18 protein-coding genes are annotated in these 15,738 nt (G+C 69.6%); 8 read left to right on the top strand and 10 right to left on the bottom strand.

The genetic code is table 11. The features are described from left to right. The first annotated feature begins 87 nt into the window (after positions 1–87). From AC6CCG_RS32465 to AC6CCG_RS32430, 8 genes are all read left to right on the top strand, one after another. Positions 88–708: an alpha/beta fold hydrolase gene (locus AC6CCG_RS32465; RefSeq protein ID WP_496658999.1), complete on the top strand. Its 621-nt coding sequence runs from the start codon at positions 88–90 to the stop codon at positions 706–708. A 31-nt stretch (positions 709–739) separates the two neighbouring features. Then, positions 740–1,507, top strand: a complete 768-nt coding sequence (locus AC6CCG_RS32460; RefSeq protein WP_496658998.1) for a trans-aconitate 2-methyltransferase — start codon at positions 740–742, stop codon at positions 1,505–1,507. A 9-nt stretch (positions 1,508–1,516) separates the two neighbouring features. Beyond that, a complete protein-coding gene (locus AC6CCG_RS32455) occupies positions 1,517–2,122 on the top strand; it encodes a GNAT family N-acetyltransferase (RefSeq protein ID WP_496658997.1) in 606 nt (201 codons plus the stop codon). Continuing rightward, positions 2,119–2,415, top strand: coding sequence for a GNAT family N-acetyltransferase (locus AC6CCG_RS32450; RefSeq protein ID WP_496658996.1), 297 nt, complete (start codon positions 2,119–2,121; stop codon positions 2,413–2,415). The genes AC6CCG_RS32455 and AC6CCG_RS32450 overlap by 4 nt, the downstream gene beginning before the upstream one ends. 79 nt (positions 2,416–2,494) lie before the next feature. Continuing rightward, the gene (gene hisD, locus AC6CCG_RS32445) at positions 2,495–3,835 is read left to right on the top strand and encodes a histidinol dehydrogenase (RefSeq protein ID WP_496658995.1); all 1,341 of its coding nucleotides are present in this window, start codon (positions 2,495–2,497) and stop codon (positions 3,833–3,835) included. Further along, positions 3,832–4,566 carry an SDR family NAD(P)-dependent oxidoreductase gene (locus tag AC6CCG_RS32440; RefSeq protein WP_496658994.1) on the top strand — a complete coding sequence of 245 codons (735 nt, stop codon included), beginning with the start codon at positions 3,832–3,834 and terminating at the stop codon, positions 4,564–4,566. The genes hisD and AC6CCG_RS32440 overlap by 4 nt, the downstream gene beginning before the upstream one ends. Further along, positions 4,563–5,489, top strand: a complete 927-nt coding sequence (locus tag AC6CCG_RS32435; RefSeq protein ID WP_496658993.1) for a 3-hydroxyacyl-CoA dehydrogenase family protein — start codon at positions 4,563–4,565, stop codon at positions 5,487–5,489. The genes AC6CCG_RS32440 and AC6CCG_RS32435 overlap by 4 nt, the downstream gene beginning before the upstream one ends. Before the next feature lie 9 nt (positions 5,490–5,498). Next, positions 5,499–5,945, top strand: coding sequence for an acetyltransferase (locus AC6CCG_RS32430; RefSeq protein WP_496658992.1), 447 nt, complete (start codon positions 5,499–5,501; stop codon positions 5,943–5,945). 100 nt (positions 5,946–6,045) lie between these two features. Here AC6CCG_RS32430 and AC6CCG_RS32425 read toward each other — a convergent pair whose 3' ends face one another. From AC6CCG_RS32425 to AC6CCG_RS32380, 10 genes are all read right to left on the bottom strand, one after another. Beyond that, complete coding sequence (locus AC6CCG_RS32425; protein WP_496658991.1) at positions 6,046–6,963, bottom strand: carbohydrate ABC transporter permease; 918 nt, start codon at positions 6,961–6,963, stop codon at positions 6,046–6,048. Continuing rightward, entirely contained in the window at positions 6,953–7,831 is an 879-nt protein-coding gene (locus AC6CCG_RS32420) for a carbohydrate ABC transporter permease (protein ID WP_496658990.1), read from the bottom strand. The genes AC6CCG_RS32425 and AC6CCG_RS32420 overlap by 11 nt, the downstream gene beginning before the upstream one ends. A 2-nt stretch (positions 7,832–7,833) precedes the next feature. After that, a complete protein-coding gene (locus AC6CCG_RS32415; protein ID WP_496658989.1) occupies positions 7,834–9,180 on the bottom strand; it encodes an ABC transporter substrate-binding protein in 1,347 nt (448 codons plus the stop codon). A gap of 220 nt (positions 9,181–9,400) precedes the next feature. Then, positions 9,401–10,390: a dihydrodipicolinate synthase family protein gene (locus AC6CCG_RS32410; protein WP_496658988.1), complete on the bottom strand. Its 990-nt coding sequence runs from the start codon at positions 10,388–10,390 to the stop codon at positions 9,401–9,403. A gap of 7 nt (positions 10,391–10,397) precedes the next feature. Then, positions 10,398–11,147, bottom strand: coding sequence for an amidohydrolase family protein (locus tag AC6CCG_RS32405; protein WP_496658987.1), 750 nt, complete (start codon positions 11,145–11,147; stop codon positions 10,398–10,400). After that, positions 11,144–12,034 (bottom strand): amidohydrolase family protein, encoded by an 891-nt coding sequence (locus tag AC6CCG_RS32400; protein WP_496658986.1) that lies wholly within the window; start codon positions 12,032–12,034, stop codon positions 11,144–11,146. Before AC6CCG_RS32400 ends, AC6CCG_RS32405 begins: the two co-directional genes overlap by 4 nt. Continuing rightward, on the bottom strand, positions 12,031–12,798 hold the full coding sequence (locus tag AC6CCG_RS32395; protein ID WP_496658985.1) for an amidohydrolase family protein: 768 nt from the start codon (positions 12,796–12,798) through the stop codon (positions 12,031–12,033). The genes AC6CCG_RS32400 and AC6CCG_RS32395 overlap by 4 nt, the downstream gene beginning before the upstream one ends. Next, on the bottom strand, positions 12,795–13,568 hold the full coding sequence (locus AC6CCG_RS32390; RefSeq protein ID WP_496658984.1) for a creatininase family protein: 774 nt from the start codon (positions 13,566–13,568) through the stop codon (positions 12,795–12,797). Before AC6CCG_RS32390 ends, AC6CCG_RS32395 begins: the two co-directional genes overlap by 4 nt. Further along, positions 13,565–14,647 carry a Gfo/Idh/MocA family protein gene (locus AC6CCG_RS32385; RefSeq protein ID WP_496658983.1) on the bottom strand — a complete coding sequence of 361 codons (1,083 nt, stop codon included), beginning with the start codon at positions 14,645–14,647 and terminating at the stop codon, positions 13,565–13,567. Before AC6CCG_RS32385 ends, AC6CCG_RS32390 begins: the two co-directional genes overlap by 4 nt. 217 nt (positions 14,648–14,864) lie before the next feature. Next, positions 14,865–15,665, bottom strand: coding sequence for an IclR family transcriptional regulator (locus AC6CCG_RS32380; protein WP_496658982.1), 801 nt, complete (start codon positions 15,663–15,665; stop codon positions 14,865–14,867). Between the last annotated feature and the right edge of the window lie 73 nt (positions 15,666–15,738).

Below are 15,738 nucleotides of genomic sequence, written 5' to 3'. Positions count from 1 at the left end.
CGCGTACTCGGCGAACCCTCGTCCCTGGTGCCTGCGAGCCTACCGAGACCGGCACCGGCGCGCAGGGAACCCACCGAAGGACACCCGATGACGTCGAAATCCACCGCGTATCTGATCCACGGCGGACTGTGGGCCGAGCAGGACGCCGAACGATTCTGGCACCGTCCCGGCATCACCGCGGGACTGGCCACAGCCGGGATCCGGGTCCTGGCGCCCGACCGCCCGCCACGGCCACCCGACTGGGCGACGGAGGCCCGGGAACTCGCGAACTCGCTGCCCGCCGAACCGGTGGTGGTCGTCGCCGGGTCCAACGGCTGCTCCGCCGCGGTACGGCTCGCGACGGACGCACCGGGTCGGGTCCGGACCCTGGTCCTGGGCTGGCCGGCGACGGCGGGGGATCCCGAGGTCGACGCCCGGGACCGGGCCCGACTGATCAGGCTCGGCGCGGCCGGCCGAACCGCGGACCGGCTGCTCGCCGGCGGCACCCTGCGCGGCGTGGACGATGCCGACCTCGCCGGGCTGGCGATGCCGGTGGCCGTTCTGCCGTCGCTCCGGGAGAACCCGCCGCACCAGCGCCGGACGGTCGACGCCCTGCTCCGCCTGGTGCCGGGCGCGGTGGAGGTGCCGGGCTCTCCGGAGCCGCCCCGTCCCGACTTCGCCGAGCACCGAGCGTCCGTCGTCGCCACCCTCCTCGACCTGATATCTTGACATCAAGATATTCCGCAGTCGAGGAGTCACGATGCCGGTCTGGAACCCGTCCGTCTACCTGCAGTTCGCCGACGAGCGATCGAGGCCGTTCTTCGACCTCACCTCCCGGATCGATGCCGCCGGCCCGCGCACCGTGGTCGACCTCGGCTGCGGCCCGGGCCAACTGACCGCCTCGCTGGCCGAACGCTGGCCGGCGGCGACGGTGACCGGGCTCGACTCGTCACCGGAGATGATCGAGCAGGCGCAGGCGTACGCGAGCGACCGGGTGTCCTTCGCCGTCCGCGACCTGCGCGACTGGCAGCCCGAGGCACCGGTCGACGTGATCATCAGCAACGCAACCCTGCAATGGATTCCGGAGCATCGTCGGTTGCTGCCCCGTCTGATCGACCAGCTCACCGACGGCGGTTGGCTGGCCTTCCAGGTGCCGGGCAACTTCGACCAGCCGAGCCATGTCCTGCTGTACGAACTCGCCCGCGACCCGCGGTTCGCCCGCTGGACCGAGGGCACCGAGTTGCGCACCGTGATCGGCGCGGCCGACTACCTCGACGAACTGGCCGGCCTCGGTCACCGGATCGACGCCTGGGAGACCACCTACCTGCACGTCCTGGAGGGGCCCGATCCGGTGTTCCGCTGGATCTCCGGGACCGGCGCCCGCCCGGTGCTGCAGTCGCTGCCGGAGCCGCAGCAATCCGAGTTCGTCGCCGAATACCAGGCCCTGCTGCGCGAGGCGTACCCCGCCCGACCCCACGGCACCGTGCTCCCGTTCCGCCGGATCTTCGTCGTCGTCCGGAAGGCCTAAGGTTGGCCCATGGCCTCGCCCGTCTCACCCTGGTTCGACCCGATCCCGCTGACCGGCCGACTGCTCCGGCTCGAACCATTGACCGAGGCCGACGCCGACGACTACGCGGCCGCCCTCGGCGATCCGGACACCGCGGCCGAGGTGGTGGCGCACATGTCCTTCCTGCCGCCCGCCTCGAAGGCCGACATCGTGAAGATCATCAGGGCCGCGGTCGCGGATCCGGGCCGGATCGCGTACGCCCAGCGACTGCGGGACACCGGTGAGTTCGTCGGCACGACGTCCTATTACGAGATCACGCCGAACACCCGGGCGCTGGCGATCGGGCACACCTGGATCGGCCGCCGACACTGGCGCACCGGCGTCAACACCGACTCGAAGTTGATCATGCTCGGCCGGGCGTTCGACGACCTGGGCGCCGAGCGGGTGGTCTGGCACACCGACATCCGCAACACCCGGTCCCAGGCCGCGATCGAGCGCCTCGGCGCGATCAAGGAGGGCGTCCTGCGGCATCACCGGATCCGGCCGGACGGCAGCTGGCGCGATACGGTCCAGTACTCCATGCTCAGCGCCGACTGGCCGGCCGTACGCCAACGACTCGAGGAGAGCCGCCGATGACCAAGATCGACCCGGACCAGCTCGCGTTCCTCCAGGACGAACGGAGGTCCCGTTACGAGGCACGGCTGGACGACACGGTGGTCGGCGTGGTCGAGTACTCGCTCCGGGACCGGACCATGATCATCGTGCACACCGGGACCAAGCCCGAGTTCCGGGGCAACGGGATCGCCGCCCGGATCACCGAGCACGTCCTCGACGATGTTCGGAAGCTCGACCTCCAGGTGGTCCCCGAATGCCCGTTCACGGCCCAGTTCGTCGCCGAGCACCCGGAATACGCCGACCTGGTCGGCTGATCTCCGAGATCGTCACGCAGCGCTGGCCGCTGGTGATGTATACGTATACAATCCTGTCAGGCGAAGGGAGACCCCACCAATGACCACGACCCAGTCCACCGAGTTCCCGGTTCCGTCGACCCTGCTCAAGGCACCGTCCGCCGGCGAACAACCGCGCGGCGGCGACCCGGAGGTCCGGCAGACCGTCGAAGCCGTGATCAACGACATCGCCGAGCGCGGCGACGCGGCCGTCGCCGACTACTCGGCGAAGTTCGACTCCTGGTCCCCGGAGAGCTTCCGGCTCAGCACCGAGGAGATCGAGGCGATCGTCGCGCGGGTGCCGGAGCAGGTGATCGAGGACATCACGTTCGCGCAGGCGCAGGTGCGCCGGTTCGCCACCCGGCAACGGGAATCGCTGACCGACTTCGAGATCGAGACGCTGCCCGGGGTGCACCTGGGCCAGAAGAACGTGCCGATCCGGGCCGCCGCCGCGTACGTGCCGGGGGGCCGCTATCCGCTGCTCGCCTCGGCGCACATGACGATCGTCACCGCCAAGGTCGCCGGCGTGGAGCGGGTCGTCGCAGCCACGCCGCCGATCAAGGGCGAGATCCCGGACGCGACGATCGCCGCGATGCACCTGGCCGGCGCCGACGAGATCCTGCTGCTGGGCGGCGTCCAGGCGGTGGCCGCACTGGCCATCGGGACCGAGTCGATCGCCCCGGTGGACCTGATCGCAGGGCCCGGCAACGCCTACGTCGCGGAGGCCAAGCGGCAGCTCTTCGGCCGGGTCGGGATCGACCTGCTGGCCGGGCCGACCGAGATCTTGATCATCGCGGACGACCAGGCGGATCCGTACCTGGTGGCGGTGGACCTGCTCAGCCAGGCCGAGCACGGGCCGGACTCCCCCGCGATCCTGATCACCACCTCCGAGGAGCTCGGCCGGCAGGTGCTGGAGCACATCGACCGGATCCTGCCCGGGATGCCGACCAAGGACTTCGCCGAGCCGGCCTGGCGTGATCATGGTGCGATCCACGTCGTCGCCGACCTGGCCGACGCCTGGCGACTCGGTGATCACTACGCGGCCGAGCACGTGCAGGTGCTGACCGCCGAACCGCGGCTGGCGCTCACCGAACTGCACCACTACGGTGCGCTGTTCCTCGGCGAGGGGACCTGCGTCAGCTACGGTGACAAGGTGATCGGCACCAACCACGTGCTGCCCACCCGCGGCGCGGCCCGCTACACGGGCGGGCTCTGGGTCGGCAAGTACCTGCGCACGGTGACGTACCAGGAGGTCACCGACGAGGCCTCCTCGGCGCTGCTCGGCGAGGTGTGCGGCCGGGCGTCCCGGGCCGAACGGTTCGAGGGCCATGCCCGGTCCGGTGACGTGCGGGCGGCGAAGTTCGGCTCGTACAGCTACGACTGGGACCCCGCCCGTCCATGATCGACTTCGCGCTGACCGGCCGGACCGCGCTGGTCACCGGTGCCAGCCGCGGCCTCGGTCTGGCGATCGCCGACGGCCTGGCCGAGCTCGGCGCGACGGTGTTCGGGACGTCCCGGTCGGCCGCGGAGTCGGCCCGGATCGCCGAGCGCTACGGCACCACGCCGTGCCCGCTCGACGTCTCCCGGCCGGAGACCTTCGCCGCGTTCGCGGACGAGCTGCCGGACGTCGATCTCTTGATCAACAACGCCGGCACGATCGTCCCGGCCGCGGCGGTCGACGTCCGGGTCGAGGACTACGACACGGTGATGGACGTCAACCTGCGCGGCACGTTCTTCCTCACCCAGGCCTTCGGCCGGCGCTGGATCGCGGCCGGGACCGAGGCCAGCGTGGTCAACATCGGCTCGCAGACCGGCACGGTCGCGATCGAGGAGCGGTCCGTGTACGGGGCGTCCAAGGCCGCGCTGGACAACCTGACCAAGAACCTGGCCCTCGAGTGGGCACCGCACGGCATCCGGGTCAACGCGATCGCACCGACCTGGATCCGTACCGAGCTGGCCGAGCTCACCCTGTCCCGGGCCGAGCTGGCCGAGCGGCTGCTCGCCCGGATCCCGCTCGGCCGGTTCGGCGATCCGGTCGACGTGGTCGGCGCCGTCGCGTTCCTGGCCGGGCCGATGGCGAAGTTGATCACCGGCCACACCTTGATGATCGACGGGGGCTACACGATCCGATGACCGAGCAACTCGCCGTCGTCGGCGGCGGCTACATGGGCGGCGGCATCGCCCAGACCCTCGCCCTGGCAGGCTTCCGGGTCGCCCTTGCCGACGTCGACGCCGACACGACCCGGGCCCTGCGGGAGAAGTTGATCATGGGCGTGCAACGGTACGCCGAGCAGGGCCTGGTCGATCCCGACGCCGCGCTGCGGGTGCCGGAGCTGCTGACCGCGGCCGGCTCGGTCGAGCAGGCCGTCGGCGAGGCGGTCTATGTCAGCGAGGCCGTACCGGAGGATCTTCGGATCAAGCGCGCCGCGCTGGCCGCCGTCGCCGCCGCGGCGCCCGAAGACGCCGTGATCGCGACCAACACCTCGTCGCTGCCGCTGGACGCGCTGGCCGAGGTCGTCGACCGGCCCTTCATCGCGGCGCACTGGTTCAACCCGGCGCCGTTCCTGCCGCTGGTCGAGCTCGCCGGCGAGGACGAGGACGCGCTGGCCCTGGCCGAGCGGCTGCTGGCCCTGGCGGGCAAGATCACCGTACGGGTGCCGGCGGTGCCGGGCTTCCTGGCCAACCGGCTCCAGTTCGCGCTGTTCCGGGAGGCGGCCATGATCGTCGAGGAGGGCCTGGCGACGCCGGAGCAGGTGGATCTGGTGGTGAGCAACTCGTTCGGCTACCGGCTGCCGTTCTTCGGCCCGTTCCAGGTCGCCGACATCGCCGGGCTGGACGTCTACGCGGCCTCGTACGCGACCCTCGTCGACCGCTACGGCGACCGCTTCTCCGTCCCGCCGTCGCTCGCCGAACGGGTCGCTGCCGGCGATCTCGGGCTGAAGACGTCCGGCGGCTACCGGCAGACGCCGGCCGACCAGCGGGAGAGGCTGCAGGACTACCGCGATCACGCCTTCACCGCCCTGGCCGCCTTGCGCGCCAAGGTCTCTCCGGCGTAGACCAGCCCCATGGACCTCGCCATCCGCCCCCGCCGCGACACCGACCTCGCCGCGCTCTGGCAGATCTGGCGCGCCGCGGTCGAGGCGACCCACCTGTTCCTCACTCCCGCCGACCTCGACGACATCGGCGAGCTGGTCGCCGGCTACCTGCCGCGCATGAACGATCTCCGGGTCGCCGTGGACGCCGACGACCGCCCGCTCGGCTTCGTCGCCCAGGACCACGGCGAGATCCACATGCTGTTCGTCGACCCGGCGGCGCACGGCCGCGGCATCGGGACCCGGCTGCTGGAGGACGTCGGCCGAGACTTCCCCACCCTGCGGCTGGACGTCAACGAACAGAACCCGACCGCCCGCCGTTTCTACGAGGCCAAGGGCTTCGTCCAGGTCGGCCGGTCCGACCATGATCACCAAGGCCGCCCGTTCCCGCTGCTTCACCTGGAACGACGGCGGCCCTAGCCAGTTGACCTCGGCTGCCTGTCACGATTTCTCTTCGCATCAGCCGATAAAGCGCTTCAGGGGCCCGCAATGCTCGATGCCAAGAGATTCTGCGACATGCTCACTTCAGGGAGCCGGCCGTCAGCCCGCGCGTGATGTGCTTCTGCAGGAAGGCGAAGACGACCAGCACCGGCAGGACGGTGATCATCATGCCGGCGAACAGGGTGACCCACTGGCTCCCGTAGGTCGCGGCCTGGTTCAGCTGCCAGAGGCCGACCGGCAGGGTCATCCGGTCCGGCGTCGTGATGAACACGAGGGCGTAGAAGAACTCGTTCCAGTTGTTCAGGAAGCTGATGATCGTGATCGAGGCCATGCCCGGGCCGAGCAGCGGGACGATCACGCGCAGGAAGGCGGTGGCCGGGCCGGCGCCGTCGACGGCGGCAGCCTCTTCCAGCTCCCGCGGCAGGGTCTTCATGAAGCCGACCATGACGTACACGTTGAAGGGCAGGTTGTACGTGGCGTAGACCAGGATCAGGCCGAGCTGGCTGTCCAGCAGGCCGAGGTCCTGCAGGGTCAGGTAGAGCGGGATGAAGGTGACCATCCACGGCACCATCAGCCCGGACACGATCACGGCGAGCACGATGGACGAGCCGGGGAACCTCACCCGGGCCAGCGGATAGGCGGCGAGGACGGCGAAGCCGACGCCGATGGCGGTGGCGCAGACCGAGACCAGCACGCTGTTGCCGAAGTAGGTCGCCACGCCGGCGGTCTGCCAGGCCTCGACATAGTTCCCGAACGACCAGGTGCCGGTGATCGAGAACGGTGAGGTGCCGATGAAGTCGACGTTGGTCTTCAGCGAGGCGTTGATCACCCAGAGGTACGCGGCGATCGCCGAGGCCCCGCCCGCGCCCATGATCAGGTAGAGGACCAGGTGGAACAGCCGGAACGGCGGGTGCTCGCCCCGGCTCCGCCGTCGACGCCGGACGGCGCGCCCGGAACCAGCAGCACGCGCGGGCGCCGCCATCGTGTCAGTACTCAAGATCGTCTCGCTTCAACAGCCGGTTCAGGCCCAGCGCGACCACGAGCAGGATCAGCACCAGCACGATGCCCATCGCCGCCGCGTAACCGTAGTCGGCCTGGTCGGTCGCGGTCCGGTACATCAGGGTGGCGGTGATCTCGGTCGAGCCGAACGGGCCGCCGCCGGTCATGATGAAGACGAACGCGAACGCCTGCAGGCTCTGGACGAACCAGAGCACGATCAGCACCCGGAACAGGTCGCTCATCATCGGCAGCATGATCCGCCAGAAGATCTGCCACTCCCCCGCCCCGTCGATCCGGGCCGCCTCGATCACCTCACCGGGCAGCCGGGCGAACCCGGCCGAGATCAGGATGATCCAGATCCCGATGCCGTGCCAGACCGCGGCGAACGCGACCGCCGGCAGTGCCGTCCGCGGGTCGCCGAGCAGCACCGGGATCAGGTCGCCCAGCCCCATCGCCGCGAACGTCGGATTGATCAGGCCGAATGTGGGATGGAAGATGAACGTCCACATCAGCGCGACGACCGCGACCGAGAGCACCACCGGCGAGAAGATCAGGAACCGGAAGATCCGTTCCCCGTGCAGCCGGTGGTGGAACGCCCAGGCGATCGCGATCGCCGGCGGGAACAGCATGCAGCCGCCGATCACCGCGAGCAGGATCGCGTTGCGCAGCGAGTTCAGGTAGTCACCGTCGCCGAACACGCTGACGTAGTTCCCGAACCCGACCAGTTTCGACCGGCCGGTCCGCGAGTACTCGCTGAGGGAGATCACGAACGTCCGGCCCAGCGGGAAGACGAAGAACGTCCCCAGCAGGACCAGCGCCGGCAGCAGGAAGGGGATGGTGATCAACCGCTGGGACCGGGCGAACATGATCAGTTCTTGTGCTGCTTGCGCAGCATCGCGTCCAGCCGGTCCAGGGTCTGCTGAGCGTCCTGCTCGCCGAAGAACAGCCTGGCGATCTCGGCGTAGTACGGCTCGTACACCTTGGTCCCGCTGAGCGAGAACTCGCGCGGCACCAGCGCCGACGCCTCGCTGATGATCTTGTCGATGCCGGTCACCCCGGTCGGGCTCGGTACGCCGACGACCGCGGACAGGTCACCCAGCTTGGTGGCCCGTTCGGTCTGCACCTCGACGCTGGTCAGCCGACTGGCCCAGGTCAGCGCCATCCCGAGGTTCTTGCTCTCGGCGTTGATCGAGATCAGCTGAGCGGCCGCCATCAGCGCCTTCTGATCACCGGCACCGCCGTCGACCGCCGGGAACGGCAGCACGCCGACCTCGAAGCCCTTCGGGATCACGGCCTTCATCTCGCTGACCAGCCAGTTGCCCATCAAGATCATTCCGGCCTTGTTCTGGAAGAACAGCGCCTGGGCCGGGGTGAAGTCGGTGCCCTGGAAGCCCTTGATGAAGGCGTTCGCATCGCGCAGTTCCTGGACGTGCTGCAGGCCGGCCAGGAAGCCCGGGTTCTCGGTGATGTGGCCCTCACCGGTGACCAGGACCTTGTTGGCGGCCTCCCAGCCGACCGTGCGCAGCCACAGGTTGTCCGACCACATGCCCATGTAGGGCTGGAACAGGCCGGTCACGGCGATCGGGTCGACGCCGGCGGACTTCAGCGCCTCCACCGCGGTCATCAGCTCGGTCCAGGTGGTCGGCGGCGTGATCGACTTCTCGCTGAAGAGTTTCGCGTTGTAGAAGAGCACCTGAGTGGAGAGCTCCGTCGGCACCCCGAAGATGCCGCCGGTGTCCGGGTGCGTCATGAAGCCGCGCGCGGCCGGGGAGAAGTTCTCCAGCCAGGGCTTGCCGGTGGCCGGGTCGTTCTGCTCGAGGTACGACTTCAGGTCGAGCAGCATCCCGTCGTCGGCCCAGACCCGCTGCGCCGGATTCGTACCGTCGAACATGCCGTAGTCGACATCCAGGCCGTCGCCGCCGCGCCAGCGCTGCTCCAGCGCCGGCCGGGCCTCGGTGTTCGCGAACGTCAACGTGATCTTGGACCCGGAGATCTCGCCCTCGATCTTCTTCGCCAGCTGCTCCAGGTAGCTGAGTCCCGGCGTCCCCTTGGCCGTCAGCACTCCGGCCTCGATCGGGCCACCGGTCACCTCCGACCGCCAGTCCTCCGCCTTGGGCGCCTCGGACGGCGTGCCGCCCCCACCCGAGTTGCACCCCGACAGCGCCATCCCGGCCGCTACGGCCCCCGCGCCGAACAAGAGTTCCCGCCGTCTCATGTCTCCCCCTCTCGCCTGTCTTCTCCCCGACTATCTTCAGAATGTCGTAAACGTATCCAGAATATTGAGAACTGTACGCCCAGCGTGCGTCGCCCGCAAGGAATTCGAGAGCGTGTTACGCACCCGAAACCCGAGTGGTGTCGACCACGTTCCCTGAGCTTGTCGAAGGGCCAGGCACGATCAGGCTCGGCACTTCGACAGGCTCAGTGCGCGTTCGAGTTCAGCTCTGACGCAGGGACGGCAACAGGTCGCCGAACTCGGCCAGAAATCGGTCGATCATGGCCAGTTCCTCGGCGTCGAGGTCGTGCCTGGGCGGCCGGCAGTACGGACTCTGGATCAACCCGCGCCGGTACGAGATCATCTTCTCGGTCGCGATGATCCGCTCGGTGTCGAGCATCCAGTACGAGATGTACGGCAGCAGCCGGGCGTGCAGCCGGTCGCCACCGGCCAGGTCCCCGTCGGCGAACCGGCGCCAGATCTCGCAGTAGACCTCGGTCAGCGAGCAGCCGGGCTGGGTGCCGACGCAACCGCGCCGGAACGCGTCCGGCAGCTGCACCCCGGCGTAGCCCTCGACGGCCAGGATCGGCGGGTCGAGCCGGCCCAGCTCGGCGATGTACGGCCCCGGCGGCGAGGACTCGACCTTGACCAGGACGAGATTCGGATGATCATGGACCAGACCGGCCAGGCCCTGCGGATCGAGGCTGGTCCCGGTCTCCGCCGGTGCGTACTGCAGCACGACGGCGGTGTCCGGCACCGCGGCCAGCACGGTCCGCAGGTGTGCCTCGATCGCGGCCGCCGACGGGGCCAGCAGATGCGGCGGCAGCAGGTTGATCGCGTCGGCACCGGCCTCGACCGACCACCGGGCCCGCTGCACGGCGAGCCGGGTGGCGTGATCTTGGACCGCGGCGATCACCGCCACCTCGGTCCCGGTGTCGACGGTGAGTTCGCGCACCTCGGTGATCAGGACCTCGGTGAGCAGCCGCCGCTCCTCCTCGGAGAGCTTGTAGAACTCGCCGGCGAAGCCCGGGAACATGACGCTGCTGACCCCGGTGCCGACGACGTAGCGGATGACCCGGCGGAAGTCCTCGACGGCGATCTCGCCGTCGTCGGTGAACGGGACCTCGAGCACCGGCGAGACGCCGCGGATCAGCGCGGCGGCCTCGGTCGCGCTGCGCCCTGAGCCTGTCGAAGGACGCTGGGACGTGATCATGGTCATCTCAGGCCCGGCCCGTCCCGCGTTCGAGCAACGTGGCCAGCGTGCCGCCGCTGACGGCGGCCTTCTCGTCGTCGCCGATCGGCCAGTCCTTGATCCGCTTCACCTCACCGGCGGGCGTCGCGTACGGGAGGTCGGTGCTGAAGATCACCCGGTACGCCCCGATCTCGGGATCCCGGACGAACTCCGACAACACCGTGTCCCACGGCGCATAACTGGTGTCGGCATAGAGGTTCGGCGCGTAGCGCAGCGCGGGCGCGGCGTCGATCCAGAAGTCGGTCGCTCCGCTGCGGCCCATCACGAAGTCGAGCTCGGGGAACCGGCGGGCCAGCAGCGCCAGCGGCAGCGGCAGGTGGCCTGGTGGAGTGCCGGTGCGCACGTAGACGAACCAGCCCGCCGATTCCGCGTACGAGAGCAGTGGATCGACCAGCCCGTCCAGCAGGTCGAACCCCTGCAGGCTGGAATCCACCGCCAGGGCCCTGGCCCCGGCCGCGCGAGCCCGGTCCAGTTCCTCGACCGCCTCGGCACCGGCCCACGGATTGGCCACGGCGTAAGGGATCAGTCGGCCGCCCGAGGCCTCTGCTGCGGCTGCGGTGGCCTCGTTCCCGGCCCGGTTGGCGAAGGCGATCTGCGCCTCGCTGGGCGCGATCAAGGTCTGGTCGATGCCGTGCTCGTCCATGATCGACAACAGCTCGGCGACCTCGAGCGCGCACTCCCGCTGCTGCCCGATCCTCACATGGGCGTCGATGATCATGGGTTGGTCCTCTCCCGCGGATCAGCCAGACCGAGCGCCGTCAGCGCATCGGCGTTGATGATGTTCTCGATCACCTCGTCGGGAATCCTCGGGAACTTGGTCCCCTCGACGATGTCGTTGGCCCGGCGCAGCCCGGCGATCGCCTCCGCGGTGGTGGCGATCGGGAAATCCGAACCCAGCAGGAGTTTCCCGGCGGCGCCCCACTCGGTGGCGAACAGCAGTGACTCGTAGAGCACCCACGGCCGCAGGTAGATCGAGGACACGTCGGCGTACACGTGCGGGTGCTTGCGAATCGTCACCACGGTCTCCCGGGCCCACGGATGACCCATGTGCGCCATCACGATCCGCAGTTCCGGGAACGCGATCGCGACATCGTCGGTGACCAGCGGAAACGTATACCGCAGCGGCGCGTGCCGGATCGGCGAGGCGCCCTGATGGAACAGGATCGGCAGTCCTTCGCGCTCGCAGTACGCGTAGAACTCCAGCGCCGGCTTCCCGAGCGGCTCGAACTCCTGGTAGTTGGCACCGAGCTTGACGCCGACCAGCCCGAGCTCACGGGCTCGTTCCACCTCGTCCCAGACGTCCGGCTTGGTCGGGTTGACCGACATGAAGCCGATGGCCTTGGTCGGGTTCTCCTTGACGTAGGCGGCGGTCGCGGTGTTGGTGTCCTCCGGCCGGTAGGACAGCCCGGTCGAGGCGAGCGGGTCGTCGGCGGCGATGTTGAACACGATCGCCACGTCGGCCGGCTCGATCGCCGCGTCGAAGTCGGCCCAGGTGTTGGAGGTCACCACGTCGCGGTCGGTGCGCCAGGCGCTGAACGACCGGAAGTCCTCCTCCGGCACCTCGTGGGTGTGGGTGGGTGTGTGGCAGTGGACGTCGACGATCATGCGGTTCCGAGCCTCTCCAGCAGTGCGGCGGGGTTGTCGATCAACATGGCCTGCTTCTGTTCCGCGGTGATGCCCCAGTGATCGATCTCGGCGACCCTGGCCTGCGCGTAGTCCTGGCTGGCCTTGTCGGACAGGCCGGCGTCGGTCCCGAACAGCACCTTGCCCGGTGCGCCGCGGCGGCAGATCTCCCGGGCCGCGTACGGTGGCGTACCGCAGATGCAGATGTAGAGGTTCTCCGTCTCGTTCGTGTACGCCAGCGACTCCCGCCAGAGGTCGTGCAGGCCGGCGTGGCCGAGCACCACCGGGACGGTCGGATGCCGCCGGGCCAGGGCCGCGATCTGCCCGGCCGTCGAGTACGGCGGCGTACCGTCATGGCAGAGCAGGATGCCGGAGTGCTCCGCCACCACCTCCATGATCGGATCGAGTGAGGTCTCGTGCGGGCTGAAGCCCTGGAGCCACGGATGCAGCTTCAGGCCGCGCAGCCCGAGCTCGGCGAAGCTCCGCTTGGTCTCCGCCAGCGCCTCCGGACGGCGCGGGTTGTAGGACCCGAACCCGATCAGCCGGTCCGGGAACTCGGCGACGAAGGCCGCCAGCGCCTCGTTGGCCTGCGGCGTCGAGTTGAACAGCCCGTCGTGGCTCAGGACGATCGCCCGGTCGATGCCGGAGACGTCCATGAACTCGACGAACTCGGTCGCCCCGAACGTGGCCCCGCCGAGCCACGTCGCCGTCTCCCAGGCCGGCGTATGGGTGTGGAAGTCGATCAAGAGTTCGTCTCCTCCTGCGCTAGTTCCATGATCACGGACTCGGTCGCGGCGACCAGTTCGTCCAGCAGTTCGTGGCCGAGCGCCGCCGTCGCGCGTTCCGGATGGTCGGTGTAGCCGTCGGTGGCCAGCCAGACGGCCGACGCGTGGATCGTCGCGCCGCCGGCCGACGAGCCGATCGCCGGCGGGTCGGACCGGATCGGCCGGTCCGCCACCAGTTCCGGCCGCACGGCCATGATCATCGCGGTCTCGAACTCGCCCGCGTGGCCCGGCACCGGTCCGGTGCAGGACGTCCGGGCCGCCCAGCGGGACCGGTCCTGACCGCCCGCGGCCCAGTAGTCCAGGTGCCCGACGGTCAGTTCGGGGGCGGCGTTGGCCGCGGCAGCGGCGGCCGCGGCACAGCCGCCCTGGTTGCCGCCGTGCCCGTTGACGATCAGCACCCGGCGCCCGCCGCAGGCCACGATCGAGGACAGGATCTCGGTCAGCATCGTGGTCAGCGTCGCCGGGCTGATCGACAGCGTGCCGCCGAACGGCAGATGATGATCGGAGGCGCCGACCGGCAGCGTCGGCGTGATCAACAACTCGGTGGACAGGTTCGTCGCGGCGCGCTCGGCCGCCCGCGCGGTGACCGCGCCGGCCAGCAGGTGGTCGGTCCCGGTCGGCAGGTACGGGCCGTGCTGCTCGGTGGCCCCGATCGGCAGCAGCACCAGGGCTTCGGGCAGCAGCCGGGTCAGCGTCTCCCGGTCGGTCTCGGCCCAGTAGCGAACGGTCATCGGTGATCACTCCTCGTCGCGGCGTCGTCGATTCCGGCACGATCGCTGAGCTTGTCGAAGCGCGACGCCCCTTGCCCTTCGACAGGCTCAGGGAACGATGTTGCCAGTTGTTGCAGCCGCTGGCTGGTGATCAGCGCCGCGATCCCGTCGTCGAGACTCGGCTCGGCCGGGCCGCCGGCCAGCAGATCGGCGAACCGGTCGACCTGGCGGTCGAAGCAGCGAGTGCCCCGGTCCGGCTCGAACACGTACCGTCGCGGCTGACCGCCGGCCGGCTCGACGGTCAGGTCGAACGTGCCGCCGTCGAGCGTCGCCAGCCCGCCGTCACCGACGAAGATCAACTCACAGCGGGGCAGGGTCGGGGTGTACCAGCCGAACTCGATCAGCACCGTCGCGCCCGGGTACGCCAGCCGGCCGCCGATCAGGTTCGGTGCGGCGAGGCCGGGCCGGGTGGTCACCGCCCACGCGTCCTCGATCTCCCCCGGGCCGCCGAACAGGCTGCTCAGCCAGTCGAAGACGTGCGCCCCCTCGTGGATCACCGGCGAACCGTGCTTCAGCGTCTCGGTGATCAGGTGATCATGGGCCGGGTCGCCGTCGGCCGGTTCGTCGTAGATCGACGCCCGGACCAGCAGCGGCCGGCCCAGCGTGCCGTCCTTGATCCAGGTCCGCAGCTGGTCCAGGGCCGGGTCGTGCCGGTAGGTCAGCCCGACCTGGATCCGGGACCGCTCAGCGGGGTCCAGCACCGCGTACCGGTCCGCGTCCTCGATCGACGGCGCGACCGGCTTCTCCGCCAGGACGGCGATCCCGGCCTGCGCTGCCCGTACCGCGAGGTCGGGGGTGACCCACGGCGGCGTGGCCAGCACGACTCCGTCGATCCCAGCGGCGAGCACAGCCTCAAGATCATCGAGGACCGCGACGTCGTCCCGGCCGGACTTCGTCAGCTGCGCGGTCGCCGACTTGCGCCGCTCGGCCGAAGCGTCGGCCACGGCGACCAGCCGCAGCCGGTCCGCCCGGAGCAGGGCCGGCAGATGCGCGCCCGCCCCGATCGCCCCGAGCCCGACCAGCGCCACTCGGTTCGTCACCCGTTGAACACCCCCGCCGTCGAGGATTCGAAATAGCGAAGATACTTTCACCTCGCCGAACAAAGGCTAGTGCCGATCCGAGGGGGACGCAAGATCAGCAGACGAACCGCGGACCCGACCGGCCCGACCTCACCCGGTTTCCTGGCGCTTTACCCGAGAAGTAACCGTGGTAAAGCGCCAGTTTTTCACGTTAACGTGAAAAACCGACGGGCCCCGATCAGCGCAGGGCGGCGTGGTAGCCGAGGCGGGTGGAGATGGTGGCGGCGATGTGGGTGAGGCCGTCGGTGGTGCGCTTGAGCAGGTCGCCGACCAGGTCGCGCTTGAAGCCGGTGACGCCGACCGCGCCGGCCGGGCCGCCCTCGGCGTCGAAGAACGGTGCCGCGACGCAGGCGATGTCGGCACGCTCCTCCTCCACCTCGATCGCGTAGCCGCGGGTCTTGATCTCGGCCAACTGGTTCAGGAAGGCCTTGCGGCCGGCCGGCAGCGCGCCGGGGCCCTCACCCTTGCTCAGCTGGTTGAGCAGCGGACTGAGCCGCTCCTCGTCCAGGAAGGCGGCGATCGCCTTGCCCAGCGCGGTCAGGTTGTAGGGCGCCATCTTGCCGGGATAGGTGTCGAACTGGATGAAGTCCGAGGTGGCGGCCTTGGCGACGTAGACCACCGACGCGCCGTTGAGGACGCCGATGTGCACCGGCATGTTGATCTCGACGGCCAGCGCCCGCATCTCGTCCGCCGAGACGGTGGCAAGATCAACTTTGCGGACCAGCTGGGTGGCCAGCCCGTACAGACCGAGGGTGGCGCGCCAGAAGTGACTCCGACCGACCACCTTGCGCGCGGCGTATCCCCGCTGCTCCAGCGTGTAGACGATGGACGCGCAGGTCGCCAGCGGAATCCTGGTCGCCTGGGCCAGCGCGGTCAGTGTCATCCCGTCGTCGGCCGCGACCAACGTCTCCAGCACCGTCAGCGTGCGCGCGACCGACTGCGACGGCGCCTTGGTCTCGGTCGTTGTGGTCCCTGCCATAACGGACAGAATAGAGGTACCCGGTTGGCGTACGGCTTATCATCTCTGCGAAACTTCGGAGACATCTTCGAAA

This window comes from Microlunatus sp. YIM B11417 (assembly GCF_059617205.1).
Note: the sequence above shows the minus strand (reverse complement) of the source record. Positions and strands in the feature narration are given on the sequence as shown.